This window comes from Phaeobacter sp. JH20_29 (assembly GCF_048056175.1).
Taxonomy (GTDB): Bacteria; Pseudomonadota; Alphaproteobacteria; order Rhodobacterales; family Rhodobacteraceae; genus Phaeobacter; species Phaeobacter bryozoorum.
This window is the reverse complement of record NZ_JAYMWO010000006.1, coordinates 1-25,409: the sequence shown is the minus strand read 5'-3', so window position 1 is coordinate 25,409 and position 25,409 is coordinate 1. Positions and strand designations below refer to the sequence as shown.

General features: G+C 59.9%; 28 protein-coding genes. 18 read left to right on the top strand and 10 right to left on the bottom strand.

What is annotated here, in order from left to right:
* The first annotated feature begins 59 nt into the window (after positions 1 to 59).
* The 5 genes from lepB to recO are packed head-to-tail and all read left to right on the top strand — an operon-like array spanning position 60 to position 3,545.
* Positions 60 to 896, top strand: coding sequence for a signal peptidase I (gene lepB / locus VWZ85_RS05040; protein WP_416534641.1), 837 nt, complete (start codon positions 60 to 62; stop codon positions 894 to 896).
* Entirely contained in the window at positions 893 to 1,579 is a 687-nt protein-coding gene (rnc, locus tag VWZ85_RS05035) for a ribonuclease III (RefSeq protein ID WP_340546545.1), read from the top strand. Before lepB ends, rnc begins: the two co-directional genes overlap by 4 nt.
* Positions 1,576 to 2,481 carry a GTPase Era gene (gene era, locus VWZ85_RS05030; RefSeq protein ID WP_340546546.1) on the top strand — a complete coding sequence of 302 codons (906 nt, stop codon included), beginning with the start codon at positions 1,576 to 1,578 and terminating at the stop codon, positions 2,479 to 2,481. The genes rnc and era overlap by 4 nt, the downstream gene beginning before the upstream one ends.
* A gap of 6 nt (positions 2,482 to 2,487) precedes the next feature.
* Positions 2,488 to 2,817, top strand: coding sequence for a DUF1491 family protein (locus VWZ85_RS05025; RefSeq protein ID WP_416534640.1), 330 nt, complete (start codon positions 2,488 to 2,490; stop codon positions 2,815 to 2,817).
* A 2-nt stretch (positions 2,818 to 2,819) separates the two neighbouring features.
* The gene (gene recO, locus VWZ85_RS05020; RefSeq protein ID WP_340546548.1) at positions 2,820 to 3,545 is read left to right on the top strand and encodes a DNA repair protein RecO; all 726 of its coding nucleotides are present in this window, start codon (positions 2,820 to 2,822) and stop codon (positions 3,543 to 3,545) included.
* Here the strand turns inward: recO and VWZ85_RS05015 are convergent.
* A complete protein-coding gene (locus VWZ85_RS05015; protein ID WP_416587308.1) occupies positions 3,529 to 3,933 on the bottom strand; it encodes an META domain-containing protein in 405 nt (134 codons plus the stop codon). The two genes, recO and VWZ85_RS05015, sit on opposite strands and share 17 nt — an antisense overlap.
* A gap of 119 nt (positions 3,934 to 4,052) precedes the next feature.
* Positions 4,053 to 5,738 carry an acyl-CoA dehydrogenase family protein gene (locus VWZ85_RS05010; RefSeq protein WP_416555550.1) on the bottom strand — a complete coding sequence of 562 codons (1,686 nt, stop codon included), beginning with the start codon at positions 5,736 to 5,738 and terminating at the stop codon, positions 4,053 to 4,055.
* Between the two features lie 146 nt (positions 5,739 to 5,884).
* On the opposite strand from VWZ85_RS05010, the gene VWZ85_RS05005 reads away from it, so the two are divergent.
* Both VWZ85_RS05005 and VWZ85_RS05000 read left to right on the top strand, forming a co-directional pair.
* Positions 5,885 to 6,673, top strand: a complete 789-nt coding sequence (locus VWZ85_RS05005) for a sulfite exporter TauE/SafE family protein (RefSeq protein ID WP_416540990.1) — start codon at positions 5,885 to 5,887, stop codon at positions 6,671 to 6,673.
* 57 nt (positions 6,674 to 6,730) lie between these two features.
* On the top strand, positions 6,731 to 7,630 hold the full coding sequence (locus VWZ85_RS05000) for a cation diffusion facilitator family transporter (RefSeq protein WP_416540989.1): 900 nt from the start codon (positions 6,731 to 6,733) through the stop codon (positions 7,628 to 7,630).
* A 70-nt stretch (positions 7,631 to 7,700) separates the two neighbouring features.
* Here the strand turns inward: VWZ85_RS05000 and VWZ85_RS04995 are convergent, their stop codons facing one another.
* A complete protein-coding gene (locus VWZ85_RS04995; RefSeq protein WP_340546553.1) occupies positions 7,701 to 9,299 on the bottom strand; it encodes a phosphoenolpyruvate carboxykinase in 1,599 nt (532 codons plus the stop codon).
* Between the two features lie 348 nt (positions 9,300 to 9,647).
* Between VWZ85_RS04995 and VWZ85_RS04990 the strand changes: the two genes are divergently transcribed.
* From VWZ85_RS04990 to VWZ85_RS04960, 7 genes are read left to right on the top strand one after another with little or no spacing between them, the layout of a single operon-like run.
* Complete coding sequence (locus VWZ85_RS04990) at positions 9,648 to 10,349, top strand: response regulator transcription factor (RefSeq protein ID WP_340546554.1); 702 nt, start codon at positions 9,648 to 9,650, stop codon at positions 10,347 to 10,349.
* 33 nt (positions 10,350 to 10,382) lie between these two features.
* Positions 10,383 to 12,095, top strand: coding sequence for a sensor histidine kinase (locus VWZ85_RS04985; protein ID WP_416587307.1), 1,713 nt, complete (start codon positions 10,383 to 10,385; stop codon positions 12,093 to 12,095).
* A gap of 3 nt (positions 12,096 to 12,098) precedes the next feature.
* Positions 12,099 to 12,536: an HPr kinase/phosphorylase gene (locus VWZ85_RS04980; protein WP_340546556.1), complete on the top strand. Its 438-nt coding sequence runs from the start codon at positions 12,099 to 12,101 to the stop codon at positions 12,534 to 12,536.
* Positions 12,529 to 13,419 carry an RNase adapter RapZ gene (rapZ, locus tag VWZ85_RS04975; RefSeq protein ID WP_340546557.1) on the top strand — a complete coding sequence of 297 codons (891 nt, stop codon included), beginning with the start codon at positions 12,529 to 12,531 and terminating at the stop codon, positions 13,417 to 13,419. Before VWZ85_RS04980 ends, rapZ begins: the two co-directional genes overlap by 8 nt.
* 9 nt (positions 13,420 to 13,428) lie before the next feature.
* Positions 13,429 to 13,836 (top strand): PTS sugar transporter subunit IIA, encoded by a 408-nt coding sequence (locus VWZ85_RS04970; protein ID WP_340546558.1) that lies wholly within the window; start codon positions 13,429 to 13,431, stop codon positions 13,834 to 13,836.
* The gene (locus tag VWZ85_RS04965) at positions 13,837 to 14,106 is read left to right on the top strand and encodes an HPr family phosphocarrier protein (RefSeq protein WP_340546559.1); all 270 of its coding nucleotides are present in this window, start codon (positions 13,837 to 13,839) and stop codon (positions 14,104 to 14,106) included. It begins immediately after the preceding gene.
* Positions 14,107 to 14,140: 34 nt separating this feature from the next.
* The gene (locus tag VWZ85_RS04960; protein WP_416544478.1) at positions 14,141 to 15,031 is read left to right on the top strand and encodes a lysophospholipid acyltransferase family protein; all 891 of its coding nucleotides are present in this window, start codon (positions 14,141 to 14,143) and stop codon (positions 15,029 to 15,031) included.
* 121 nt (positions 15,032 to 15,152) lie between these two features.
* Here the strand turns inward: VWZ85_RS04960 and VWZ85_RS04955 are convergent, their stop codons facing one another.
* On the bottom strand, positions 15,153 to 16,028 hold the full coding sequence (locus VWZ85_RS04955) for a 3-hydroxybutyryl-CoA dehydrogenase (RefSeq protein ID WP_340546561.1): 876 nt from the start codon (positions 16,026 to 16,028) through the stop codon (positions 15,153 to 15,155).
* Between the two features lie 155 nt (positions 16,029 to 16,183).
* Between VWZ85_RS04955 and VWZ85_RS04950 the strand changes: the two genes are divergently transcribed.
* On the top strand, positions 16,184 to 17,005 hold the full coding sequence (locus VWZ85_RS04950; protein ID WP_416587306.1) for a DUF6473 family protein: 822 nt from the start codon (positions 16,184 to 16,186) through the stop codon (positions 17,003 to 17,005).
* A 79-nt stretch (positions 17,006 to 17,084) separates the two neighbouring features.
* Here the strand turns inward: VWZ85_RS04950 and VWZ85_RS04945 are convergent, their stop codons facing one another.
* From VWZ85_RS04945 to VWZ85_RS04920, 6 genes are all read right to left on the bottom strand, one after another.
* Positions 17,085 to 18,011, bottom strand: a complete 927-nt coding sequence (locus VWZ85_RS04945; RefSeq protein WP_340546563.1) for an electron transfer flavoprotein subunit alpha/FixB family protein — start codon at positions 18,009 to 18,011, stop codon at positions 17,085 to 17,087.
* Positions 18,011 to 18,769, bottom strand: a complete 759-nt coding sequence (locus tag VWZ85_RS04940) for an electron transfer flavoprotein subunit beta/FixA family protein (protein WP_340546564.1) — start codon at positions 18,767 to 18,769, stop codon at positions 18,011 to 18,013. Before VWZ85_RS04940 ends, VWZ85_RS04945 begins: the two co-directional genes overlap by 1 nt.
* A gap of 310 nt (positions 18,770 to 19,079) precedes the next feature.
* Positions 19,080 to 19,652 (bottom strand): cob(I)yrinic acid a,c-diamide adenosyltransferase, encoded by a 573-nt coding sequence (locus tag VWZ85_RS04935; protein ID WP_416544477.1) that lies wholly within the window; start codon positions 19,650 to 19,652, stop codon positions 19,080 to 19,082.
* A gap of 3 nt (positions 19,653 to 19,655) precedes the next feature.
* Positions 19,656 to 19,862, bottom strand: coding sequence for a twin transmembrane helix small protein (locus tag VWZ85_RS04930; protein WP_040176068.1), 207 nt, complete (start codon positions 19,860 to 19,862; stop codon positions 19,656 to 19,658).
* A 67-nt stretch (positions 19,863 to 19,929) separates the two neighbouring features.
* Entirely contained in the window at positions 19,930 to 20,760 is an 831-nt protein-coding gene (locus tag VWZ85_RS04925) for an SDR family NAD(P)-dependent oxidoreductase (protein WP_416543454.1), read from the bottom strand.
* A 33-nt stretch (positions 20,761 to 20,793) separates the two neighbouring features.
* Positions 20,794 to 21,507, bottom strand: coding sequence for an SH3 domain-containing protein (locus tag VWZ85_RS04920; RefSeq protein WP_416587305.1), 714 nt, complete (start codon positions 21,505 to 21,507; stop codon positions 20,794 to 20,796).
* Positions 21,508 to 21,820: 313 nt separating this feature from the next.
* On the opposite strand from VWZ85_RS04920, the gene VWZ85_RS04915 reads away from it, so the two are divergent.
* The 3 genes from VWZ85_RS04915 to VWZ85_RS04905 form a co-directional block, all read left to right on the top strand.
* Positions 21,821 to 24,169, top strand: coding sequence for a DNA topoisomerase IV subunit A (locus VWZ85_RS04915; RefSeq protein WP_416587304.1), 2,349 nt, complete (start codon positions 21,821 to 21,823; stop codon positions 24,167 to 24,169).
* 128 nt (positions 24,170 to 24,297) lie between these two features.
* Positions 24,298 to 24,909, top strand: coding sequence for a hypothetical protein (locus tag VWZ85_RS04910; protein WP_416587303.1), 612 nt, complete (start codon positions 24,298 to 24,300; stop codon positions 24,907 to 24,909).
* 276 nt (positions 24,910 to 25,185) lie between these two features.
* Positions 25,186 to 25,409: GTP-binding protein (locus VWZ85_RS04905; RefSeq protein ID WP_416534629.1), on the top strand; the 224-nt coding region annotated here is incomplete at its 3' end.

Genomic DNA, 25,409 nt, shown 5'->3' with positions numbered 1-25,409 from the left:
CCCGGAGCGGCCCCGCATGTAGCGCCGGACCCTTGTTTACAGTTAGACCGGAGAGCCTGATGACGGCCAAAGCAACAGTCGGAAGTTCGATCCTTGAGACGGTCAAGACCATTGTCTACGCCCTGCTGATCGCAGGTGTATTCCGCACCCTGTTCTTTCAGCCGTTCTGGATCCCTTCGGGCTCGATGAAGGAAACCCTGCTGATCGGCGACTTTCTGTTCGTGAACAAAATGGCTTACGGCTACTCTTCGGCGTCCTGCCCCAGCCTGAAATTCCCCAGCGTCGGCATCGACATCGACAGCAGTGATATCTGTGGCTTCCTTGACGGTGATAACTCGCGCATCTGGGCCGATGAACCCGAACGCGGCGATGTCGTTGTGTTTCGTCACCCGGTAAACCAGAACGATTTCATCAAGCGGCTGGTTGGCTTGCCGGGGGACAAGATCCAGGTCAAAAACGGCATCCTGCATATAAATGGCGCGGCTGTTGCCCTGCAGGATGCAGGCGAGTTCGAGGAGCTGATGGCGCCGCAGGGACCTGCCGGATCTTATCCTCTTTGTGAAAACGCCCCTGTGGGTGAAGGGGCAACCTGCACGAAATCCCGCCAGATCGAAACTCTGCCGGGCGGCAGTCAGCACGTTGTGCTCAACATCGGCAATCAGGGTATGGATCACACAGGCATTTATCAGGTGCCTGCTGGTCACTATTTCTTCATGGGTGACAATCGCGACAATTCCTCCGACAGCCGACTGCCGCAATCGGCCGGTGGTGTCGGCTATGTGCCTTTCGAAAATCTCATTGGTCGCGCAGATCGGATCATGTTCTCCTCGGCTGGCCGGTCGATGCTGTTTTTCTGGACCTGGCGCGCGGATCGCTTCTTCAAGGGGATCGAGTGAAACTCTCTAAAGAAATGCGCGCGTTTGAGACGCGGATCGGCTATCATTTCTCCCAGCCGGCACTCTTGGTGCGCGCCCTCACACATGCCTCGGTCTCGTCTCCGAACCGGCAGGACAACCAGCGGCTTGAATTTCTGGGCGACCGGGTTCTGGGGTTGGTGATGGCGACGGCGTTGTTGGATACGGACAAGACCGCAACCGAGGGCCAGCTGGCGCCACGGTTCAACGCCTTGGTGCGCAAGGAAACCTGTGCCGATGTGGCACGGGAGATTGATCTGGGGGCCGTGCTGAAACTGGGCCGCTCCGAGACCATGTCAGGCGGTCGACGCAAACTGGCCTTGCTGGGGGATGCAATGGAGGCGGTCATCGCCGCAGTCTACAAGGACGGTGGTTTTGAGGCCGCGCAGCAGTTGATCCTGCGGCTCTGGGGCCATCGAATTGGCCGAGTCGAGGCGGATGCGCGCGATCCCAAGACCACATTGCAGGAATTTGCTCAGGCGCGCGGAGAGCAGCCGCCCACCTATGTACTGGTTGAGCGCAAGGGGCCCGACCACCAGCCGGAATTTACCATCTCCGTGCAGCTGCAGGACGGCACCGAAGGCCGCGCAACCGCCGGATCAAAACGTCAGGCCGAACAGGCCGCAGCCAAATCTCTGTTGGCTCGATTGGAGCAGGAAAAATGACCACACGCGCCGGCTTTGTTGCCCTGATTGGTGAGCCCAACGCGGGCAAATCCACCCTTCTCAACCGTATGGTTGGGGCAAAGGTGTCGATTGTAACCCATAAGGTGCAGACCACTCGCGCCCGCATCCGCGGTGTCGCCATGGAGGGGGAGAGCCAGATCGTCTTTGTCGACACGCCTGGTCTGTTCCAGCCGCGGCGGCGTCTGGACCGCGCGATGGTTGCTGCCGCCTGGGGTGGAGCTGCGGACGCTGATGTGGTTGTTCTGATGGTTGAGGCGCATCGTGGCATCACCGAAGGGGTAGAGCGCATCCTGGAAGGTTTGGAGAACATCGGCGAGGGGCGCAAGATTGCCCTCGCAATCAACAAGATCGACCGTGTTCAATCCGAAGTGCTTCTTGGCCTGACCAAGGAACTCAACGACCGCTACCCCTTTGCCGACACATTTATGATCTCAGCCGAGAAGGGCCACGGTGTCGACCATCTGCGCAGCTGGCTGGCGGAGCAGCTGCCAGAGGGGCCTTGGCTCTACCCTGAGGACCAGATCGCCGATCTGCCAATGCGGATGATCGCCGCAGAGATGACCCGCGAGAAACTGACCCTGCGCCTGCACCAGGAACTGCCCTACCAACTGACGGTCGAAACCGAAAACTGGGAAGAGCGCAAAGATGGCTCCGCCAAGATCGACCAGATCATCTATGTCGTGCGCGATGGTCACAAGGGCATCATTCTGGGCAAGCGTGGCGAGACCATCAAGGCTGTGAGCCAGGCGGCGCGCGCTGAGCTGGAAGAGTTCCTAGACCGCAAGGTGCATCTCTTCCTGCAGGTGAAGGTCCGCCCGAACTGGCTGGAAGAATCCGAGCGCTATTCCGAGATGGGCCTCGATTTCAAGGACGGGAATTGATCCCATATGGCGCGGCTGACCGCCAGTTTCTGGGTGCAGGCCTATCTCACCCGATTGCGGCTCGCCGATATCCCTGCCTTTGTGACCTCTCATGGTGATGACACAGCGGGGGCCGTATTGGTGAAGCTGAACACGCTGGACCGTCGGGCGCAGGCTCTGCACCGCTCCTATGACCTGATGAGCGGCTTGCGCAGCTGGGTCACTCTGGCCGAGGGGGATGAGGCGGATGTCGATGCCGCCATCGCCAAACAGCGCAGTTTCGACCCTGACCTCTGGGTAATCGAGGTCGAAGATCGCGATGGGCGGCATTTGCTGGACGAGCCGGGGCTGGATTGATCATGGAGTGGCGCGACGAAGGCATATTGCTGACGATGCGCCGCCATGGGGAAAGTGCTGCCATCGTGGATGCGTTTACCGTCGAACACGGGCGTCACTCCGGGATCGTCCGCGGTGGCGCGGGGCGCCGGATGGCGCCGGTGTTGCAGCCGGGTGCCCAACTGGACCTGACCTGGCGCGCGCGGCTCGAAGACCATCTTGGCAGCTATCAGGCTGAGCTGATCCGCAGCCGCGCCGCCACGGCAATGTCCAGCCGATTGGCGCTTGCCGGGCTGAACGCGGTGACGGCGCTGCTCGCCTTCTGCCTGCCTGAACGCGAACCGCACCCGGACCTGTATCTGCGCAGCGCGCAGCTTCTGGACCTTCTGGGGCGTGACGATATCTGGCCGCTGGCCTATCTGCGCTGGGAAGTTGCGCTGCTGGAGGAGATGGGCTTCGGCTTGGATCTCGATCACTGCGCCGTCACTGGCAGTCGACATGAGCTGATCTATGTCTCCCCCAAAAGCGGGCGAGCGGTGTCGCGCGCTGGGGCGGGGGAATGGGCCGACCGCATGTTGCCCTTGCCGGACGTGTTACTGGGACGTGGAGGGGCCGAGACGCAGGACATCGTGGCGGCTTTGTCCACCACGGGTTTCTTTCTGGAACACAGGCTTGCACCATCGCTGGGCAACATCCCGCTGCCAGAGGCGCGGGGGCGCTTTTTGGATGTGCTCAGTCGGCAGCCTTGAAAACCATCTCGCGCCCGGTGTCATTTGACAGGATCATGACGTCGCCCTTGATCTCCACGATCTGCATCTGCTGCAAGGCGTCGAGAACCGCCACCTCTTCGCCGAGAGCCGGGCAGACACGGCGCGTGGTCGCCATCTGCGCTAGGTCAAACCACGGGTAGGGGACGTCCAGCCGCGCGGTGAAACGATTGCAGGGCAGGGTGCCGGACACGTTCTCCCCGCGATCAAAGGACAGGGTTGTGGCGTCTTTCACAATATGGCCGTCGATCTCCTGCAGCTGCCATAGCACGCCACGGCCGCCGTAGCCGCGCAGGGTTTCATCGCCGAAACAGCCCGTTAGGGGCAAAGCGCAAGTCAGGGTGACGAGAGAGAAAAACTTGGTCCGCATCGCCGCACGCTACTCGATGAGGGGGCGAGGTCAACCAACCAGGGACGCGCAAAGATAAAAAAGACCCGGCGCGAAACGCACCGGGTCAGAGGAGTGTCCAGGGGAGTTAATGACTGAACTCAGGCCAAGAGGCGTCTCGCGATGACTTGCGCCTGAATTTCTGCAGCGCCTTCAAAGATGTTGAGAATGCGGGCATCGCAGAGCACGCGGCTGATCTTGTATTCCAAGGCAAACCCATTGCCTCCGTGGATCTGCAGGCCGTTGTCGGCAGCCGCCCAGGCAACACGTGCGCCAAGCAGTTTTGCCATGCCCGCCTCTAGGTCACAGCGATGGCCGTTGTCCTTTTCCCAGGCGGAGAAATAGGTTAGCTGACGCGCGATCATGATCTCTACCGCCATCATCGCCAGCTTCGATGCCACACGCGGGAAGGCGATCAGCGGCTTGCCGAACTGCTTGCGGTCCTGGGCATATTGCATAGCGATATCCAGAGCCGATTGCGCAACACCGATGGCGCGGGCGGCGGTCTGGATACGGGCGGATTCAAACGTTTCCATCAGCTGTTTGAAACCTTTGCCCTCTTCACCACCGAGGAGGTTCTCACGCTTCACGTGAAACCCGTCAAAGCCCAGCTCGTATTCCTTCATGCCGCGATAGCCCAGAACCTCGATCTCGCCACCGGTCATACCGTCGGTTGGGAACGGGTTTTCATCGGTGCCCGGTGTTTTTTCCGCAAGGAACATTGACAGGCCACGGTGATCTGTGCTGTCGGGGTCGGTCCGCGCGAGGAGGGTCATCACATGGGTCCGGGCGGCATGGGTGATCCATGTCTTGTTGCCGGTAATCTTGTAGTCGCCATTGTCATCCTTCACCGCGCGGGTGCGAAGAGATCCAAGATCAGAGCCTGTATTCGGCTCGGTGAATACCGCCGTCGGCAGGATTTCCGCGCTGGCAATCTTGGGCAGCCAATTGGCTTTCTGTTCTTCAGTGCCGCCTGCGATGATCAGCTCGGCGGCAATCTCGGAGCGGGTGCCAAGGCTGCCAACACCGATATAGCCGCGCGACAGCTCTTCGGAGACAACACACATCGACGCCTTGGAGAGACCAAAGCCGCCGTATTCTTCGGGGATGGTCAGACCAAAGACGCCCATCTCGGCCAGTTCCTCGATGATCTCCATCGGAATCAGCTCATCCTTCAGATGCCAGTCATGGGCGTTTGGCTCGACCTTTTCGACCGCGTAGCGACGGAACTGGTCGCGGATCATCTCCAGTTCTTCGTCCAGACCCGAGGCGCCGAACATCACCGATCCGGCCTGTTCCTGCATCAGCTCAACCAGCCGGACGCGCGCTGCCTGCGTGTTGCCGCTGTCACAGAGCGTCATGACGGCAGGGGCCATCAGCATCCGCTGGCTCTCTTGCGACAGGCCCAGATCCTGCAAACGCAGGATTTCGCCCTGGTTCATCTGGATGCCGCCGTAGATCTGCCAGAGGTATTCGCCAAAACCGATTTGTAGCAGCAGGTGCTCCATCTCGCCAAACTTGCCATTTGAGTGCAGGTCGCTGGCCCAGCGGTGCATCTGGCGCAGGCTGTAGGCGTAGGTCGCGAGCCAGGCGAGGCCATGGGCGGCGGTCTGGTTGGCCTCGACCAGCGCGCCAGAGACCCGGCCGCCTTCGCTGACCTGATCGCGGACGGTGCTACGGGCCGCCTCCAGCAGCTGGTCAACCGGTTCCAGCGCAGCAGCGGTCAGCGCCAGCAAATCAGGAATAAGCGTTGGTTGCATTTGCGGGTCCTGTCCGTCGTGGGCCATGAATCACATCCTTTTCAGCTGGCTCAGTGGTAAATCATTTTGCAGTTGCAGCGCAACAAAAATACCCTGCGGCATTATGATTGGATCAAAAATTACGTAACGATTTTGCGCGCACGGCGATGGAAACCTGTGCTAAGGGTTTGATCATGTCCGATAATTCGATCCTTACCGTTTTCCTCTCTGCGGGTCTTACCCCGGAAAACTTGATCTTTGCGTTTGCGATTGCAGCACTTGCCGGCACGGTCAAGGGGATGGTTGGTTTTGCCATGCCGATGATCCTTGTTTCAGGACTTAGCCTGTTCTTACCGCCCGATATCGCACTTGCCGGATTGATCCTGCCCACGCTGGTGACCAATGGGATGCAGGCCCTGCGGCAAGGGGTAATGGCGGCCTGGGAGTCGATTCGGCGGTTCAGAGTCTTTCTGCTTGTGGGTCTGATCTTTCTGCTGGGCAGTGCGCAGCTGGTCCGCGTATTGCCACAGGACGTCATGCTGATCCTGATAGGTGGGCCGGTCACCCTGTTTGCTTTGTTGCAGCTGTTTGGGATTCCAATCCCCATTTCCAGCGCCACACCGCGTATTGAGGCAACGGTCGCTGCTGTCGCCGGCTTCATCGGTGGTTTCTCCGGTATCTGGGGGCCGCCCACGGTAGCCTATCTGACGGCGCTTGGAACCGAAAAGCGCGAGCAGATGCGGGTACAGGGAGTCATCTACGGGCTGGGCGCCGTGGCGCTGCTGGTGGCGCATATCGGGTCCGGCGTCATGAGAGCCGAGACCGCGCCCTTTTCAATGTTGCTGATCCCTCCAGCGATTCTGGGAATGTGGATCGGCGGACGGTTGCAGGATCGGATCAATCAGGTCACCTTTCGGCGGGTAACTTTGGTTGTATTGCTGCTGGCGGGGGCAAATCTGCTGCGGCGGGGCCTCATCTCATAGGCTCTAACACCATCACTTGAGCCTGTATGATCCGAACGGGCAGACGAAGGACGGCATATGGTGAAGAGATTTGGCGCGGAACAGTTGGCCACTGCATCTATTGTCGTTGCGCTGCTGGTGCTGGCGCTGAAGGCGCTGGCCTGGTGGATGACCGGATCAATTGCCCTGTTTTCCGATGCGATGGAGTCTCTGGTCAATATCGGTGGTGCTATCATGGCGTGGTTCGCGGTTCGCTACGCCAATCGCCCGCCTGATGCTGGTCACCCCTTTGGCCATCACAAGGCCGAGTATTTCTCGGCGGTGCTGGAAGGGATCATGATTATCGTCGCGGCCCTTCTGATCCTGCACGAGGCGATAGAGGCGCTGCGCACCCCGGCGCCATTGGTGTGGAGCCCGTTCGGGCTGCTGGTGAATGCCGTGGCGATGCTGGTCAATCTCTGGTGGGCGGGGGTTCTGATCGGGCGTGGTACGGCCTTGGCCTCGCCTGCCTTATCTGCCGGTGGGCGCCACCTGATGAGCGACGTCTGGACCTCTGCCGGGGTTCTTTGCGGCCTTGGTCTTGCGCTTGCGACAGGCTGGCCATGGCTGGATCCGCTTCTGGCGCTGCTTGTGGCAGTCAATATCCTGCGCGAAGGGTACCGCGTCGTAGCCAGTTCTGTTGGCGGGTTGATGGATCAGGCCGCGCCATCCCACGAACGCGAGGAGATTGCCGAGATCATCCACCGGACCGCGCAGGGTGCCTTGCAGGTGCACGGTCTAAAAACCCGGCGCGCCGGGCAGGCGGTTTTTGTCGAGTTCCATATGGTTGTCGCAGGCGAGATGACCGTGCGGGCGTCGCACGCGATCTGTGATCGTATCGAAGAGGCGATCCGCGTCTCCCTGCCTACAGCGCAGGTTACGATCCACGTGGAACCGGAACACAAACTGGAAGATGGCGGGATCAAACCGGGGCAGTAGATCGGTCATTGCTAGACACGAAAAAGCCCCGGCCATGGACCGGGGCTTTTCTGATCTGACTGTGGTCGGCTTAGCTGATCGCGGCTGCCTTCACATCATCGTCGATGTAGGGCAGGTACTGCTCGAAGTTGTCGGAGAACATCTGAACCAGCTTCGCAGCCTGCGCGTCATATGCAGCCTGATCGTCCCAAGTCCGGCGCGGATCCAGCAGAACCTCGGCCACGCCCGGAACGGTCACAGGTACGTCAAAGCCAAAGTTGCCATCCTTGCGGAACTCAGCCTCGGCCAGCGAACCATCCAGGGCGGCGGTCAGCAGAGCGCGGGTTGCGCGGATCGGCATCCGTGAACCGATACCATATGCGCCGCCGGTCCAGCCGGTATTTACCAGCCAGCAGGTGGCGCCATGCTGGGCGATCTTCTCACGCAGCAGGTTGCCGTAAACCTCCGGGCGGCGCGGCATGAAGGGCGCGCCAAAGCAGGTGGAGAAGGTCGGCTCCGGCTCGGTCACGCCGCGCTCGGTGCCCGCCACCTTGGAGGTGAAGCCGGACAGGAAGTGGTACATCGCCTGCGCTGGGGTCAGCCGCGCGATCGGAGGCAGCACTCCGAAGGCATCGCAGGTCAGCATGATGATATTCTTCGGGTGGCCGCCGCGGGCGCTTTCTGAGGCGTTGGAGATATAGTGCAGCGGGTAGGCGCAGCGCATATTGGCCGTCAGGCTGTCGTCGTTGAAATCCAGCTTCTTGGTCTCTGGGTCGAACACCATGTTCTCGATCACGGTGCCGAACTTGGAAGTAGTGGCGTAGATTTCCGGCTCTGCCTCGGCATTCAGGTTGATGGTCTTGGCATAGCAGCCGCCTTCAAAGTTGAAGGTGCCGTTGTCGGCCCAGCCATGTTCATCGTCGCCGATCAGCACCCGGTCAGGATCCGCGGAGAGGGTGGTCTTGCCGGTGCCGGAGAGGCCAAAGAACACAGCGGTGTCCACAGGATTGCCCTTGGCGTGGTTGGCGGAGCAGTGCATCGGCATGATGCCTTTTTCCGGCAGCAGGTAGTTCAGCAGCGAGAAGACGGATTTCTTGTTCTCACCGGCATATTCCGTACCGCCAATCAGGATCATCTTGCGATCGAAGTTCATCGCGATCACCGTCTCACTGCGACAGTTGTGGCGCTCAGGGTTCGCCTGGAAGCTCGGGCAGTTGATCACGGTGAAGTCGGCGATGAAATCATCCAGATCCTCACGATCCGGGCGGCGCAACATGGTGCGGATGAACAGCCCGTGCCAGGCCAGTTCGGTGACCATGCGCACATTGATCGCATGGACAGGGTCGGCCCCGCCGACCAGATCTTGCACGTAATAATCCTTGCCCTGCATATGGACGAGCATGTCCTCGTAGAGCGCATCAAAGCCCTCTGGGCTCATCTCGGCGTTGTTTTCCCACCAGATGGTATCAGCGACGCTGTCGGTTTTCACCACGTGCTTGTCCTTGGGGGAGCGGCCGGTGAACTTGCCGGTGGTCACCAGGAAGGCGCCGCCGTTGCCAAGAGTACCTTCGTCGCGCTTCAGAGCTGCCTCGATCAGAGCTGGCTCCATGAGGTTGTAATAGACGTTCCCCAGTCCTTCGATACCTTGATCTTCGAGGCGGAATTGCGGGTTAACCCGTCCAGATGCCATGTGTTCTTTCTCCTGTGTCGACCATCGAAGGCCGCAAACAATAAAAGCCGCGCCCTGGGGCAGAGATCGGCACAACCGGCCGATGTGGGTGGTCTTAACATGAGGTTTTACTGGCTGAACAGAACGGTTTGACGCAGTTAGCGCCATCAAGGCGATGTTTAGCGCAACCATTTTTTTTAAAGACAATTTGCGAGGGTAGATGCCGGAATGTTCAGCGCCTGCTAAGGTATTTTTGTCTCAATTGAGGCGAAACTGTGTCGAGATTCCTCAATTGGCATTGATTCGCCGAGATAGAACGGCGATGAACGTCTAAAAAACGCAAAAAAGAGCAGATTAGGGGCCAATCAGATGTCTAAGATTGCTTTAGTCGATGATGATCGGAATATCCTGACTTCGGTCTCGATGACCCTTGAGGCTGAAGGCTTCGAGGTTGAGACCTATAATGACGGGCAGGCTGCGTTGGACGCGTTCAACAAGAAGCTGCCCGATATGGCCGTCCTTGATATCAAGATGCCACGGATGGACGGCATGGACCTGTTGCAGCGACTGCGCCAGAAGACCCAGATGCCAGTGATCTTCCTCACCTCCAAGGATGATGAGATCGACGAGGTTCTGGGCCTGCGTATGGGCGCTGATGACTACGTCAAGAAACCGTTTTCGCAGCGGCTGCTGGTCGAACGCATCCGCGCATTGCTCCGCCGTCAGGAGGCGATCAGCGGCGATGCAGTGGCCACCACCACCGAAAACAAGGTGATGGAGCGTGGCAACCTGCGGATGGATCCCCTACGCCATTCTGTCAGCTGGAAGGGGCAGGATGTATCGCTCACGGTGACCGAATTCCTGCTCCTGCAGGCACTGGCACAGCGACCGGGTTTCGTCAAAAGCCGCGACCAGCTGATGGATGTCGCCTATGACGATCAGGTCTATGTGGACGACCGGACCATCGACAGCCACATCAAACGCTTGCGCAAGAAAATGCGCAATGCGGACCCTGAATTCTCGGCGATTGAGACGCTTTATGGTATCGGGTACCGTTACAATGAAGAGTAAGCCCTGCTCAGGGTCAGGCGGAGTACAACGCCGATGCGCGATTCTGGCATAACCCGTCCACGGCGGGATAGTGATGTTGTTCTGGGCGATGATTGGGTCGCGCCGGAGCAGAACGTCGCGCGTGAACTTCAGGACCGGCGGGCCCGTCGCGGCGTCCTGACGCTGCGGGCGTCGCCGCTCACACGCAGGATCATCACGCTGAACCTTATTGCGCTGATCATTCTGGTGTCGGGTATCCTCTATCTCAATTCCTCGCGTCAGAGCCTTGTGCTTCAGCGCGCAGGTGCCCTGGCGGCCGAAGCGATGCTGATCTCGGATGTGTTTGAGGCACAGCTGCCTGAACTGGGCACCGTGAGCCTTGCGGTCGGCGACGGGATAGATCCGGTAACGACCCTTCAGAACATCAGCCTGCGGGCCGGTGCGGAAGTGTTTGTCTTTGACACCGCAGGGACGCTGATTGCCCAGACCAAGGGGGTCGAACAGGGCGGCGCGCTGGACCTTCTCAATGACGCCAGCCCATCAGCAACCCTGATCAGCGATGCTCTGGCGGCTGTTTGGTCCTTTGTGGGCGGACTGTTGAAGTCGGACACGCCGGAGAGCCCGGCCCAGCCTCTTGAGGACCAGCTGCGCGCTATGGTGCAACAGGCGCTGGTCGGCGGGACAGAGGTAAAGGCCGTTGTTGATACCAGCGGCGGCACGGTCTTCTCCGCTGCCACGCCGATCCTGTTTCAGGGAGAAGCGATCGGCGTTGTCACGCTGGCCTCACCAACCGGCGAAATCGACGCATTGGTTCGCGGCGAGCAGGAGCGCGTCCTGCAGATGTTTGTGGTTGCGCTGGTGGTATCCATCGGGTTGAGCTTGGTGCTGGCCTCAACGATCGCAAACCCGCTCGCAGACCTCGCAGAAGCCGCAGAGCTGGGTCGCGATGGCGACTCCCGAAAATCAAAGCCTGGGCGCATTCGCATTCCCGATCTGAGCGCCCGCCCGGATGAAATTGGCCGTCTCAGCCGCGCCCTGCGTGGTATGGTCAAGGCGCTCTATAATCGCATCGACAGCAATGAACAGTTTGCCGCAGATGTGGCTCATGAGATCAAGAACCCGCTGGCCAGCCTGCAATCGGCGGTCGGTACGCTACGGATGGTCAAACGCGAAGATCAGCGTGATAAGTTGCTGGATGTCATCGAACACGACGTGCGGCGTCTGGACCGGTTGGTCAGCGATATCTCCAATGCCTCGCGGCTGGACGCTGAGCTGGTGAAAGAGGAGGAGGAGAGCTTTGATCTCCTCCATATGCTTGGCAACCTCAATCAATTCCTTGGCGAGGATGCGCGCGGCAAGGGGATCGACTATATCACCGACCTGCCAAAGACACCGATAACAATTCAGGGGCTGGAGGCCCGGCTGGCGCAGGTCTTCGTCAACCTGATCACCAACGCGATTTCCTTCTGCGAGGACGGCGATGCCATCCGCGTCTGGGCGCGCCGTCGCGACAACCGCGTTCTGGTCGTGGTTGAAGATACCGGTCCCGGCATCCCCGATCAGGCCCTGAGCAAGGTGTTCAAACGCTTCTATTCACAACGGCCCGTTGAGCATTTTGGCAATAACTCGGGCCTTGGCCTGGCGATTTCCAAACAGATCGTCGAAGCACACGGTGGTGTGATCTGGGCCGAGAATATCCGCCCGACCGAAGCTGACATCACCTCGGAACCTCTGGGGGCTCGGTTTGTCGTCGGCCTCCCGGTCTGACCCATGGCTGCGACGCCGACCTGTCGGCTTCACGCCAGCTGTGTCGCGGTGGCGGGGCAGGGTCTGTTGATCACGGGCGGCTCCGGCAGTGGAAAATCGACACTGGCCCTGCAAATGATGGCGCTCGGGGCGGAGCTGATCGCGGATGATCAGGTGATCATAACTGCCAGCGATGACGCTCTGGTGGTCAGCGCGCCGGAACCATTGCGCAATATGATCGAGGCGCGCGGGTTGGGCCTGCTGTTCGCCCGGGCAGCAGACCAGGCGCATTTGGCCGGTGTCGTCGATCTGGATCATGTTGAAACCGAACGTCTGCCGCCCCAGATTGAAACCACGATCCTCAACCGGCCAATCCGCCAGCTGCGTCGTGTCGACGGCCCGCATTTCGCCCCTGCGCTGCTGCAGTTTCTCAAACACGGAGCCTTGAATCCCGATGCCTGACCCGGATGCTGTCCCTGATCCAACGGCGGTGCCGATCGTTCTGGTGACAGGCCCGTCCGGTGCCGGGCGCACCACGGCCATCAACGTGCTGGAGGACCTCGGTTTTGAGGCGATTGACAATCTGCCTTTGCGCCTGCTGCCCGGTCTGGTGGAGACCAACAGCCTGACCCGACCGATGGCGCTGGGTCTGGACAGTCGCAACCGGGATTTCTCCCCCGCCGCCTTGCTCGATGTTATCGACATGCTGGCTGCGCGCCGGGATCTACATCTGACCGTGCTCTACCTCGATGCCGACCCCGATGTCCTGCTGCGACGCTACTCGGAGACCCGGCGCCGGCATCCGCTCGCCCCGGCCGAGGATCCTGAGGTCGGGGTGCTTCGCGAGATTGATCTGATGCTGCCGATCCGCGACCGTTCCGACCTGTTGCTTGATACCTCGGAGATGAACATCCACCAGCTGAAGGCGGATATCGAACGCCGCTTTGCCCCCGAAGGGCGGGCGCTGGCGGTTTCCTTGCAGAGCTTTTCCTACAAACGCGGCGTGCCACGCAGCATTGATATGGTGTTCGACTGCCGGTTCCTGCGCAATCCCTATTGGGAGAAAGACTTGCGAAGCCTAGACGGGAGGGATCCGAAGGTGCAGAGCTATGTTCAGGAGGACAGCCGCTATCAGCCGTTCTTTGACCGGGTGCTTGATCTGATCCGCTTGCTGTTGCCTGCGTATCGAGAAGAGGGTAAATCGCATCTCTCTATAGCATTTGGATGCACCGGAGGGCAGCACCGCTCGGTCACGATGGCAGAAACCCTGGCCAAGGACCTTGCGGAAAACGGGCAGCAGGTGTCAATTAGACACCGCGAGCTGCACGGCCAGCGACAGAAGTGAGGGACCGGCTTGATCGGAATCGTGATCGTTGCACATGGGGGGCTGGCCAGAGAATATCTGGCCGCCGTGGAACATGTTGTGGGTCCTCAGGTCTGCCTGGAGGCGATCAGCATAGGCCCAGAAGACGACCGGGATGAGAAGCAGCGCGAGATCTGCCGTGCTGCCGATGCCGTCGATAGCGGCGGCGGTGTTGTTGTGGTCACGGACCTGTTTGGCGGTTCTCCGTCGAACCTCAGCCTCTTGGCCTGTACGCCACCAGATCGCCGGATCCTCTACGGGGCCAATCTGCCGATGCTCATCAAACTGGCAAAATCCCGCCATCTGCCTGTTGCGGATGCGGTCAGGCATGCCATGGAGGCGGGCCGCAAGTACATTAACGCCCAAAATATCAACCCCGAAGGGGAGCAAGCGCACTAAATGGTTCGTAAAACGCTGAAAATCGTCAATGAAAAAGGACTGCACGCGCGCGCCTCAGCGAAGCTGGTCGAGGTGGTCGAGGGCTTTGATGCCACGGCCGAAGTCTCGCGGGACGGGCTGTCGGCCTCCGGGGACAGCATCATGGGGCTTTTGATGTTGGCAGCCTCAAAAGGAACGACTATTGACATCGAGACCTCGGGCCCGGATGCAGAGGCGCTTGCCTCGGCGTTGGACACGCTTGTTGCTGACAAGTTCGGCGAAGGCTACTGAGGCTCATTCAAAGCTACGGAACAGGACAAGGCACTTGGCGGATACTGCGCATGATCGCGACGCTGGCGCGACGCCAGGGACCGAAGAGACCGGCGAGATCTATGACCGCCGGACTCTCACCTATGCCAATTCCTTTGACGACCGCTGGACGTCTCTTGCGATCCGCGCCATCGAATGGTGCACGGGCAAGCTGACGATCCTCAGGATGGTGCGCCGGTTCGAGCGCAGCAACGCCGAATACCGGGGCCAGAAATTCTGGCGCGGTGCCCTCAATGTCATGGGAATCGATCTGGAAACACCGCAGGAGCAAATCCTGCGCATCCCGCGAGAGGGGCCGGTGGTGGTGGTTGCAAATCACCCGCATGGGATGGTCGATGGGATGATCTTTGCGGATCTCATTGGCAGGGTGCGTCAGGATTATCGCATCCTGACCCGCTCCGTGCTGACCGGCCTGGACGAGGCGGCAACCTCTTTTATGATTCCGGTCCCGTTTCCCCATGACCCCGAAGCACAAAGCAAGATGGTCGAAATGCGGGCCAAAACGATGGCGCATCTGAAAGAGGGGGGCGTGGTCGCGCTGTTTCCCTCCGGTGTGGTGATGTCCTCGGACAGCTGGTTCGGCCCCGCAATCGAGCGGGAATGGAACGTGTTCACCGCCCAGCTCATTCGCCGCTCCGGCGCGCGTGTGGTGCCCATCTTTTTTCCGGGCAGCAATTCTCGCTGGTACCAGATCGCCAATCAGGTCTCGCCGATCCTGCGTCAGGGGTTGTTGCTGCATGAGATCGTGCGATCCTGCAACAAGCCGCAGAGCCCGGTTGTCGGTGAACCCCTTAGCGATGCGCAGATGGAAAAGCTGCAGAGCGATCCGCGCGGCTTTATGGCTTGGCTGCGCGAACATACGCTGTCGCTCGGCAAGCAGGGCTAGAGCCGCCGCGCGTCATCTTCTGGCTGGAAATATCCCCGTGGGATGAGCAGGCTTCCCGGAAACCGTCTGGCAGACGGTTTCGCCTGCGAAGGGGGCAGCGCCCCCTTTCTGAGATATCCGCCTATCGCGTCGGCACTGGGATCTCGCCCCGGTAATCATAGAACCCGCGTTGCGTTTTCCGGCCCAGCCAGCCTGCTTCGACATATTTCGTCAGCAGCGGGCAGGGGCGGTATTTGGTGTCCGCCAGACCATCATGCAGTACATTCATGATGGCAAGACAGGTATCCAGACCGATGAAATCAGCCAGCTCCAATGGTCCCATCGGATGATTGGCGCCCAGCTTCATCGACTCATCAATGGATTTCACGGATCCCACGCCTTCATACAGGGTGTAGACCGCCTCATTGATCATCGGCATCAGGATCCGATTGACGATAAAGGCGGGGAAATCCTCCGCGCTTGCTGCGGTCTTGCCCAGTTTTTCCACCACCGCGTGACAGGCCGAGAAAGTGGCCTCATCTGTGGCGATGCCGCGGATCAGTTCGACCAGCTGCATGACCGGCACCGGGTTCATGAAGTGAAACCCCATGAAACGCTCCGGCCGGTCGGTCCGGCTGGCCAGTCGGGTGATCGAGATCGACGAGGTGTTGGAGGTGAGAATCGTGTGCGGCAGCAGATGCGGCAGCAGATCCTCGAAAATGGCCTGCTTCACCGTTTCGCGTTCTGTCGCCGCTTCGATGACCAGATCAGTCTTGCCGACATCCGCCAGCGTTAGCGTTGTCGAAATGCGCCCTAGTGCAGCGTCAACATCCGCCTGCTCAATCTTGCCCTTGCTGGCCTGCCGGGTCAGGTTCTTCTTCACCGCATTCACGGCACTGTCCAAGGCCTGTTGGCTTATGTCATTCAAAACAACATCATAGCCTGCCAGCGCCATCACATGTGCGATGCCATTGCCCATCTGGCCTGCACCAATCACGCCTATTTTCTGGATGTCCATCGCTCATGCCTCTTGGGAGTTTTCCGGCGGATCATACTGGCGGGTCCGTGGGCGGCACAAGGCCGATTGGCCGGGTTTTTAGGCAAAGTTGAGCATTAGCAATTCGTCAACGGATCTCGGATTAAGTGAGTCTCGGGTGAAATTTGGTGGGTATTATGAGCTATGAACTCAAGAGCGCGACAGCGCTTGCGGGCGAGCCTTGCAGCTATGCGGGTTCGAAATTATTGGTCCGCGGGCCGGCGCGTAATCTGACTGAACCATATTTGGCATTTATCGGCGGCACAGAGGTCTTTGGACGCTTTGTCGAACGTCCCTTCGTGGCCGAAGCAGAAACGATTCTACAGCGCCCCTGCGTAAACCTTGGCAGCGTGAATGCCGGGGTCGACAGCTTTTTGAGCGATCCGGATATTCTGGATATTGCCCGCAAGGCCGAAGCATCTCTTGTCCAGGTGCTGGGGGCACAGAATATCTCCAACGGCTATTACAAGGTTCATCCCCGGCGCAATGACAGGTTCTTATGCGCTCATGAGCCGCTGCGGGATCTGTATCCGGAAATGGATTTCACGGAGTATCACTTTAACAAGCACCTGCTGAGCGCGCTCCGATCTTGTTGCAGAACCCGTTACGAAACCGTTCGTGATCATCTGCAAGAGACCTGGGTTGACCGTATGGGAGAGCTGATCGCGGCGCTCAATGGGGAGGTGACTTTGCTCTGGATCCATTACGACGTCGATCATCAGGTCCTGTTTGGGCATGAGCCTGCGCTGGTTGACCGGCCGATGGTGGATGCACTGCGTGCGCGTGTGCTCGGGGTTGTTGAGATCCCTGTCCATACCGCGCGGGATGCCGCAGACATTGACGGCATGTTCTACGGACAGCTTGACCTGCCGTCGGCCCAGCGAATGGTCGGCCCGAAGGAGCATGTTAGAATTGCGGCGCAGGTGGCGCAGTATCTGCAACCCCGCCTCAGGAACTGATCGCGACCCGAAAGGTTGTTGGAAACAAAAAAAGCCCGCGACAGATGTCCCGGGCTTTTCACATGTTTAAGCGATGCGCTTACAGTTTTTCGATCAGCTCGGGTACGGCCTGGAACAGGTCGGCCACCAGGCCGTAATCGGCAACCTGGAAGATCGGAGCCTCTTCGTCCTTGTTGATCGCAACGATGATCTTGGAGTCCTTCATGCCTGCCAGGTGCTGAATTGCGCCGGAGATCCCAACCGCAACATAAAGCTCAGGCGCCACGACCTTGCCGGTTTGACCCACCTGCCAGTCGTTCGGTGCATAGCCCGAATCCACGGCCGCGCGGGAGGCGCCAACCGCCGCACCCAGCTTGTCGGCCAGGTTTTCGATCAGTTTGAAGTCCTCTTCGGACCCAACACCACGACCACCGGACACAACAACACCGGCCGAGGTCAGCTCGGGGCGATCGCTGGCGGCGACTTTGTCCTCGACCCATTCGGACAGGCCGGGGTTTTCGGCAGCGGAAATGGTGTCAACGGAGGCGGAGCCGCCGTCACCAGCCGCGTCGAAGGTGGATGTCCGGAACGAGATCACCTTTTTGGCGTCGCGCGACTTTACGGTCTGAACCGCGTTGCCTGCGTAGATCGGACGCTCGAATGTGTCGCCATCGACAACACCGGATACGTCCGAAATGACCATCACGTCCAGCAGGGCTGCAACGCGGGGCAGGACGTTCTTGGCGTCAGTGGTCGCAGGCGCCACGATGTGCTCATAGTCGGATGCCAGCGAGGCGATCAGCGCAGCAGTCGGTTCCGCCAGACGGTGGCCGAGCGAGGCGTCTTCAGCAACCAGAACCTTCGACACGCCTGCAATCTTGGCGGCTTCTGCACCGGCTGCTGCCGCAGAGGCGCCAGCGGCCAGAACGGTCACGTCGCCCAGCTTGCTTGCCGCGGTCACGGCTTTTGCGGTTGCGTCCAGCGCCAGGGCGCCATCGGTCACTTCGGCAAGGAGAAGAACAGCCATTACACAGCCCCCGCTTCTTTGAGTTTACCGACCAACTCATCCACGGAGCCCACGATGATGCCTGCGGCACGGGCTGCGGGTTCGGTGGTGGAGATGATTTCCAGACGCGGGGAGACATCGACGCCGTAGTCGGCGGCGGTTTTCTCGTCCAGCGGCTTCTTCTTGGCCTTCATGATGTTCGGCAGCGAAGCGTAACGCGGCTCGTTCAGGCGCAGGTCAACGGTGACGATGGCGGGCATCTTCACTTTGATGGTCTGCAGGCCGCCGTCCACTTCGCGGGTCACAACGGCGCTATCGCCATCAATGTCCAGCTCAGAGGCAAAGGTGCCCTGCGACCAGCCCAGAAGCGCCGACAGCATCTGACCGGTGGCATTCATGTCGTTGTCGATCGCCTGCTTGCCTGCCAGAACCAGGCCGGGCTGCTCTTCCTCGACCACTTTGGCGAGGATTTTGGCAACGGCCAGCGGCTCGATGTCGGTATGCACGTCATCTGCTGCAACAACCAGGATCGCGCGGTCGGCACCCATGGCGAGCGCGGTCCGCAGGGTTTCCTGCGCCTGCTTCACACCGATGGAGACAACGACGATCTCATCAGCTTTGCCGGCTTCCTTGAGGCGGATCGCCTCTTCGACGGCGATTTCGTCAAACGGGTTCATCGACATTTTGACGTTGGCGAGATCGACACCGCTGCCGTCCGCTTTGACGCGGACCTTCACGTTGTAGTCAATCACGCGCTTGACAGGCACAAGTACCTTCATTTTGCGTTCTCTCCTTAACAAACGGTAAGCCGCCGGGGCGACTCTCCTCCATGCTCTCGCGATGTTGATAGCGGCTTAGATTGCGCCGCAACAGGGCAAAATCGTCACGTTACCGCCCTCCGACGTCGCGTCTGACGGTTTGCATCAGCAGTTTTGCAGGAATGTTTCGCCGATAATGCTGCACTGCCGCAGCGGCAGCTATACCGGTGCTTGATCTCGATGGGACAGGTTGCCGCAGCGCTATGCGATCACCGACCAGCTCTGCCACGCGCCGCTCGGCCGGGCGCGTGGGGTATTGTCATTGCGGCGCTTACCGATTGGCGCCGGGCACCCAGAGCACATCGCGCGCGCCGTTGTCATTGGCGGCACGCGACGCAACAAAGAACCAGTCGGACAGCCGGTTGAGATATTTCACCGCTGCCGGATTGATGTCCTCCTGCGTGGCAAGCTCGGTTGCCAGACGTTCGGCGCGGCGCGCCACGGTACGACATACATGGAGATGTGCGGAGAGAGCTGCGCCACCGGGCAGCACAAAGCTGCGCAGAGGCGCGAGATTGGCGTTCATGACATCAATTTCCGCCTCCAGACGCGCAACCTGTGCATCGGCAACACGCAGTGGCGGGTATTCGGCATTGGCATCTTTGTCCATTTCAGGTCGGCAGAGGTCCGCGCCCAGGTCAAACAGGTCATTCTGAATACGCGCCAGCGCCGCGTCCATCTCGCCGTCGGCCTCCTGTCGCGCCACCCCGACAAAGGCGTTCAGCTCGTCCGAGGTGCCATAGGCATTGACCCGCGCGGAATGTTTGGCAACGCGGTCTCCATTGCCAAGAGCGGTGTCGCCCTTGTCGCCGGTACGGGTGTAGATCTTGTTCAATACGACCATGATTTACTGACCTCCCTGAGCGCGAAGATAGACATATCCGAGGATGAAAACCACGGCGAGGAACTGAAACAGGATGCGCAGGCGCATCATCTTGTTGGCATTTCTGGCATTGAAGGCGCCGCCGGCGCCGAACCCACCAATGCCGATTACCAGCACGATGACGGTTGCGGCGATCGCAGCAATCGCCAGGATGTAGAGCGGATCGCCCATCTTCTCATATTCCTTGTTTCTTGCCGCGACAGCCGCTGCCTTCATGGCAGGGCCCGCCGCGCATCAGCTATCTAAGCCGCGCGAGGATACGGTCAATCGCGCGTGTGGTCAGGATGCGTTTTAGCACACCTCCGATATGGGTCGGCACGGTGACATAGTAACGCGGACGTGGCCGTCGGCTCTCGCAGGCATGGATCAGTTTGGCCGTGACTGAGGATGCCGGGAGTTCGAACCTGTCTGGTCCATTGCTTTCATAGAGCCGCTTCAGGAGGCTGGCCTCATAGCGGTCGCGCAGGGCGGAGTTCTCCCAATCGACGTATTTCTCGAAATGGGGAATGGCCTTTTCGCGGATCTTCGACGTCACAGGGCCGGGCTCGATCAGAACGACCTTGATGCCGCTGTCGCGCAGCTCAACCCGCATGGTATCGGTCAGCCCTTCGATAGCGTGTTTGGTCGCCACATAGGCGCCGCGCCAGGGGAAGCTCACAAAACCGAGGATCGAGGAATTCTGCACGATCCGCCCATGCCCCTGTGCGCGCATCACCGGGATGACGTTGCGGGTCAGCTCGTGCCAGCCAAAGACATTGCTTTCAAAGATGCTGCGCAGCCCTTCGGTCGATACGTCCTCAACAGCGCCGGGCAGCCCGTGCGCACCATTGTTGAACAATACGTCCAGCGTGCCGCCGGTGCGCTCCAGCACCTCTGCCAGACCGCTGCGCAGGCTTTCTGCATCTGTATAATCCATCAGCGGGCTGACAAATCCCTGCGCGCGCAGCCTGTCGCAGTCGACCGGTTTGCGGCAGGAGGCGAACACGGTCCAACCACGTTCGCGCATACCATGCGCAGCATCCAGACCGATCCCGGAGGAACAGCCTGTGATCAGGATCGTTTTCTGCATAAAACCCCTCGCGCGGTCACCTGTACCGGCGCTTTATGGGCGTTTCTTGCTCACCAGGGAAGCCGCAATCCAGCCAACCTTGCCGTCTTTTACGGTGCGCAGGTGCAGCCAGCCGGTGCCAATGTCCTCAACAACCGTGACTTTCTCGCCGTTGCTGAGCCGATCCAGGATCGGGTAAACCGTGCCGGGGCCTGTCCGCATGTTGACGCGGGTTGCAGTGATGGTGCGAATGTCTTCTGCGGGTTCGGCCGGGTTCAATTCGGCGGCATCCGCTTCGAGCGCGGCCTGAACCAGGGGTTGCCCCGACAGCCCATCCGACAGCGAGGCCAGCTGCACCGTTGCCGTATCGCCCGAACCCGGTATCCGCGCAGAGGCGGGCGCCGCAGCCTGGGCTACGGAAAATGCAGCGTCACTGTTGCTCAGCCCCTCACCAACGGCTGCGATCTGCGCCATCGCGACACGCGAACGCAGATTGGGGTCTGCGGAGGGGCGCGGCGATTTTGCGTTCATTGAGGTTGTAGCTGCGGTCTGTGGCACGCGCAGGGCCACCTTGCTGACCAGCGATTCTGCGGTCACCGCGGTGCGGCGCGCTGCGGTGTCGCTGGTGTCGACATCACTGCCAAAAGCAGCCTTGGCGATGTCGATGGCAGCAGAGGGGCCTTTGGGCGGCTCAAAATCAGCGCCGCCACTGGCTTCGTAAAAACCCCAGCCCAAAAACAGAAATGATGCGATAACAAAGCGTGACATATACAAATCCCCCCCAGGATCAGCCTGAAAACCTGTGCAAATTCATGATTATCGAGCATTCGCTCGGCTGCAGGTAATACGCACCCGCTGCACAGATTGTTCCGGCTTAACTTAGATCTTACAGCAGTTTTTCGAGTCGTAGTAGGGGAGAGGTGGCGACTTTCTCCCCCAAGCCAGCTTTGTCGGTCGTACGGGGGGTGGTCGGGCGACGGGCAGACCCTGCCGGTTGTGGCGGGGTCGATATATGGGGGTAACTCCGCATTTTCGCACGGCCCCGCTTTACCAAGACCGGAGGGGGCAGTATCACCAGAGCATGACCGACCTGGTAGATGATCAAGACACCCCCGATTCCCCCGCAACCGGAGAAATACTGGAGCCGCTGCGCCGTGCGATTGGCGAGCGGTACCTGACTTATGCTCTCAGCACCATCATGCACCGGGCGCTGCCCGATGCCCGCGATGGTCTGAAACCGGTGCACCGCCGCATTCTCTACGCGATGAGCCGCCTGCGTCTCACCTCGACGGGCGGCTTTTTGAAATCGGCCAAGATCTCCGGCGACACCATGGGTGATTTCCATCCCCACGGCGACGCGGCGATCTACGACGCGATGGCGCGTCTGGCGCAGGATTTCAACGTCCGCTATCCGCTGGTCGACGGGCAGGGCAACTTCGGCAATATCGACGGCGATAACCCGGCGGCCTCTCGTTACACCGAGGCACGGATGACCTTTGTAGCCGAGGCGATGCTGGACGGGCTGAGCGAGAACGCCGTTGATTTCCGTGACAATTACGACGGGCGTTTGACCGAACCGGTTGTTTTGCCCGCAACCTTCCCGAATATCCTGGCCAATGGTGCGGCCGGTATCGCGGTGGGCATGGCGACCAATATCCCGCCGCATAATATCGGCGAACTGATCGATGCCTGCCTGCATCTGATCAAGACCCCGGATGCCCGTGATGATACGCTGTTGAACTACGTGCCGGGACCGGACTTTCCCACCGGCGGCGTGATTGTCGAGCCACGCGAAAATATCGCCAAGGCCTATAACACCGGGCGCGGATCCTTCCGTCTGCGCTGTACCCATGAGGTTGAGGATCTGGGCCGTGGCCAGTGGCAGATCGTCATTACCGAAATCCCCTATCAGGTCCAGAAATCCAAGCTGATCGAAAAGATCGCCGAGCTGATCCAGACCAAGAAGATTCCGATCCTGGCCGATGTTCGGGACGAATCAGCCGAGGATATCCGCATCATTCTTGAGCCGAAGTCCAAGAATGTGGATCCCGAAGTGCTGATGAACATGATGTTCCGCAATTCGGATCTGGAAATCCGCTTCAGCCTGAACATGAACGTGCTGATCGACGGCGTGACCCCCAAGGTCTGTTCGATGAAGGAGGTGCTGCGCGCCTTCCTTGATCATCGTCGCGACGTGTTGCAGCGCCGGTCGCAGCACCGGATGGACAAGATCGACCACCGGCTCGAGGTTTTGGAAGGGTTCATTATCGCCTTCCTCAATCTGGATCGCGTGATTGATATCATCCGTTATGACGATGATCCCAAGGCCGCGTTGATGCGCGAGAACTGGGCGCTGGATCACCCGCGCGCCTACACCGAAGCCGATTATATCTCGCCCGCCGCCGGGCCTGGAGAGCTGAGCGAAGTCCAGGCCGAAGCGATCCTGAACATGCGGTTGCGCAGCCTGCGCCGCCTGGAAGAGATCGAACTGGTGCGCGAACGCGATGCCCTACAGGAAGAACGCGCCGGTCTGGTCGAATTACTGGCCTCCGAAGAGCTCCAGTGGAGCCGCATCGCCGAACAGCTGAAGGACACCAAGAAGCAGTTTGGCAAATCCTATGAGGGTGGTCCGCGTCGCACCCGCTTTGCCGAGGCGGGCGAAGTCGAAGATGTGCCGCTCCAAGCGATGATCGACCGCGAACCGATCACCGTGGTCTGCTCGCAGATGGGCTGGATCCGTGCCATGACCGGCCATATCGACCTGGGCCGGGAATTGAAGTTCAAGGATGGCGATGGCCCCCGCTTTATCTTCCATGCCGAAACCACGGACCGGCTTCTGGTCTTTGCGTCCAACGGGCGGTTTTATACGATTTCCGCGTCCAACCTGCCCGGCGGGCGCGGCATGGGTGAACCCCTGCGCCTGATGGTGGATCTGCCCAATGAGGTCGAGATTGTCGATATTCTGATCCACAATCCAGACGGTCGCCTGCTGGTCGCCTCGGATGCGGGCAACGGCTTTATCTGCGCCGAGAAAGATATCGTTGCCCAGACACGCGGCGGCAAGCAGGTGCTGAACGTCAAGGATGACGACCGTGCCAAGATCTGCATCCCCGTGATCGGCGATCACGTTGCAGTGGTGTCTGAGAATGGCAAATTCCTGGTCTTCGCGGTTGAGGAGATGCCCGAGCTGTCCCGTGGCAAGGGCGTGCGGTTGCAGAAATACAATATGGCCCGTGGCAAGCAGGGGTCGCTGGAGCTGGATGGCGGTTTGAGCGATGTCACCACGTTCAACTGGGATGACGGTCTCAGCTGGGAAATGGGCGGTGGCAAGACCCGTCATGAAACCGATCTGGGCCAGTGGTTGGGCAAGCGCGCAGGTGTCGGCAAACGGCCGCCCTACGGGTTCCCGCGCAACTACAAGTTCAGATAGGATCAGATGTGGCTGCCCTGCACCTGTGACCTCAGCGCCACCCGGTGGAACCGTAGGGCCATGACGGCTTTACCGGTTCCGTACCGCGCGGCTATCTGGGGATGTCTTCTAACTGAAATGAGACTGCTATGATCCGGATCTTTACCCTCCTGGCCGCCATGATCGCTGTCGCCGCCTGTACCGCCGCTGCGCCGGACGAACCGCTGGAGGAACTCGGGAACTTCAAGCTGGGTCATAACATCGTCATCGCATCCAAGGTTCAGATGGTGCCGGGGTCGCGGAAAGTCTCAAAAGAGGAATGGGTCGATATCCTCACCAATGAGGTCAATGCCCGCTTCAGCCAGTATCAGGGCGACAAGATCTATCATTTCGGGATCAGCGTTGAAGGGTATTTTGTCGCCCCCGGCGGCGTACCCCTCGTGCTCAGCCCGAAATCGGTTCTGGCGGTCAATGTGACCGTTTGGGACGACGCCGCAGGTGCCAAACTGAACAAGGTCGTCAAGAAATTCACCGTCTTTGAGACAACAACGGCAGACAGTTTCCTGGTGGGATCCGGTCATGCCCGGACCCGCGAAGAACAGATGCGGGGACTGGCGCGCAACGCCGTGGGCCAGATCGAGGATTGGCTGGTCGAGCAGCGCAAGGAAGAGGGCTGGTTCGGGCCCGAACAGACCTCCGGACAGGTTGACCAACCGCGCACCACTGGGGTGACAGAACCACCGGTAGCCGCGGCGGGCTGATTCCGCCTCACGCGCGCGGTGGATCCAGATCCGTTTCCGCCAGGCTCTGACCGGCCGACCCCCTGACACCGACATGGCCGATCATGCCCGATGCAATGAACCCTGTTGCCATTCCCCTGTGGCGGCAACTCTGTGGCCTATGGTTCATGATCTGGCAGTGATTTGCGACAGGACGCACAGGAACGGGTTGATTTTCACCTATAAACCAAATAAGCCGCGCGCGCAGAGGAAATTCGGGTCGGGTTTCGACCCCCAATTCAAAAGGGCGCCTACAGAATGGCTAAGGAAAAGTTTGAACGTACAAAACCGCACGTCAACATCGGCACCATCGGCCACGTTGACCACGGCAAGACCACGCTGACCGCAGCGATCACCAAGTATTTCGGTGACTTCAAAGCCTACGACCAGATCGACGGCGCACCTGAAGAGAAAGCCCGCGGCATCACCATCTCGACCGCGCACGTGGAATATGAGACCGAAGGCCGTCACTACGCCCACGT

What these genes read in the sequence shown, in the direction of transcription:
- lepB (WP_416534641.1), top strand. Translation starts at nt 60, where the DNA reads ATGACGGCCAAAGCAACAGTCGGAAGTTCGATCCTTGAGACGGTCAAG.
- era (WP_340546546.1), top strand. Translation starts at nt 1,576, where the DNA reads ATGACCACACGCGCCGGCTTTGTTGCCCTGATTGGTGAGCCCAACGCG.
- VWZ85_RS05025 (WP_416534640.1), top strand. Translation starts at nt 2,488, where the DNA reads ATGGCGCGGCTGACCGCCAGTTTCTGGGTGCAGGCCTATCTCACCCGA.
- recO (WP_340546548.1), top strand. Translation starts at nt 2,820, where the DNA reads ATGGAGTGGCGCGACGAAGGCATATTGCTGACGATGCGCCGCCATGGG.
- VWZ85_RS05015 (WP_416587308.1), bottom strand. Translation starts at nt 3,933, where the DNA reads ATGCGGACCAAGTTTTTCTCTCTCGTCACCCTGACTTGCGCTTTGCCC.
- VWZ85_RS05010 (WP_416555550.1), bottom strand. Translation starts at nt 5,738, where the DNA reads ATGGCCCACGACGGACAGGACCCGCAAATGCAACCAACGCTTATTCCT.
- VWZ85_RS05005 (WP_416540990.1), top strand. Translation starts at nt 5,885, where the DNA reads ATGTCCGATAATTCGATCCTTACCGTTTTCCTCTCTGCGGGTCTTACC.
- VWZ85_RS05000 (WP_416540989.1), top strand. Translation starts at nt 6,731, where the DNA reads ATGGTGAAGAGATTTGGCGCGGAACAGTTGGCCACTGCATCTATTGTC.
- VWZ85_RS04995 (WP_340546553.1), bottom strand. Translation starts at nt 9,299, where the DNA reads ATGGCATCTGGACGGGTTAACCCGCAATTCCGCCTCGAAGATCAAGGT.
- VWZ85_RS04990 (WP_340546554.1), top strand. Translation starts at nt 9,648, where the DNA reads ATGTCTAAGATTGCTTTAGTCGATGATGATCGGAATATCCTGACTTCG.
- VWZ85_RS04985 (WP_416587307.1), top strand. Translation starts at nt 10,383, where the DNA reads ATGCGCGATTCTGGCATAACCCGTCCACGGCGGGATAGTGATGTTGTT.
- VWZ85_RS04980 (WP_340546556.1), top strand. Translation starts at nt 12,099, where the DNA reads ATGGCTGCGACGCCGACCTGTCGGCTTCACGCCAGCTGTGTCGCGGTG.
- rapZ (WP_340546557.1), top strand. Translation starts at nt 12,529, where the DNA reads ATGCCTGACCCGGATGCTGTCCCTGATCCAACGGCGGTGCCGATCGTT.
- VWZ85_RS04965 (WP_340546559.1), top strand. Translation starts at nt 13,837, where the DNA reads ATGGTTCGTAAAACGCTGAAAATCGTCAATGAAAAAGGACTGCACGCG.
- VWZ85_RS04955 (WP_340546561.1), bottom strand. Translation starts at nt 16,028, where the DNA reads ATGGACATCCAGAAAATAGGCGTGATTGGTGCAGGCCAGATGGGCAAT.
- VWZ85_RS04950 (WP_416587306.1), top strand. Translation starts at nt 16,184, where the DNA reads ATGAGCTATGAACTCAAGAGCGCGACAGCGCTTGCGGGCGAGCCTTGC.
- VWZ85_RS04945 (WP_340546563.1), bottom strand. Translation starts at nt 18,011, where the DNA reads ATGGCTGTTCTTCTCCTTGCCGAAGTGACCGATGGCGCCCTGGCGCTG.
- VWZ85_RS04940 (WP_340546564.1), bottom strand. Translation starts at nt 18,769, where the DNA reads ATGAAGGTACTTGTGCCTGTCAAGCGCGTGATTGACTACAACGTGAAG.
- VWZ85_RS04935 (WP_416544477.1), bottom strand. Translation starts at nt 19,652, where the DNA reads ATGGTCGTATTGAACAAGATCTACACCCGTACCGGCGACAAGGGCGAC.
- VWZ85_RS04930 (WP_040176068.1), bottom strand. Translation starts at nt 19,862, where the DNA reads ATGGGCGATCCGCTCTACATCCTGGCGATTGCTGCGATCGCCGCAACC.
- VWZ85_RS04925 (WP_416543454.1), bottom strand. Translation starts at nt 20,760, where the DNA reads ATGCAGAAAACGATCCTGATCACAGGCTGTTCCTCCGGGATCGGTCTG.
- VWZ85_RS04920 (WP_416587305.1), bottom strand. Translation starts at nt 21,507, where the DNA reads ATGTCACGCTTTGTTATCGCATCATTTCTGTTTTTGGGCTGGGGTTTT.
- VWZ85_RS04915 (WP_416587304.1), top strand. Translation starts at nt 21,821, where the DNA reads ATGACCGACCTGGTAGATGATCAAGACACCCCCGATTCCCCCGCAACC.
- VWZ85_RS04910 (WP_416587303.1), top strand. Translation starts at nt 24,298, where the DNA reads ATGATCCGGATCTTTACCCTCCTGGCCGCCATGATCGCTGTCGCCGCC.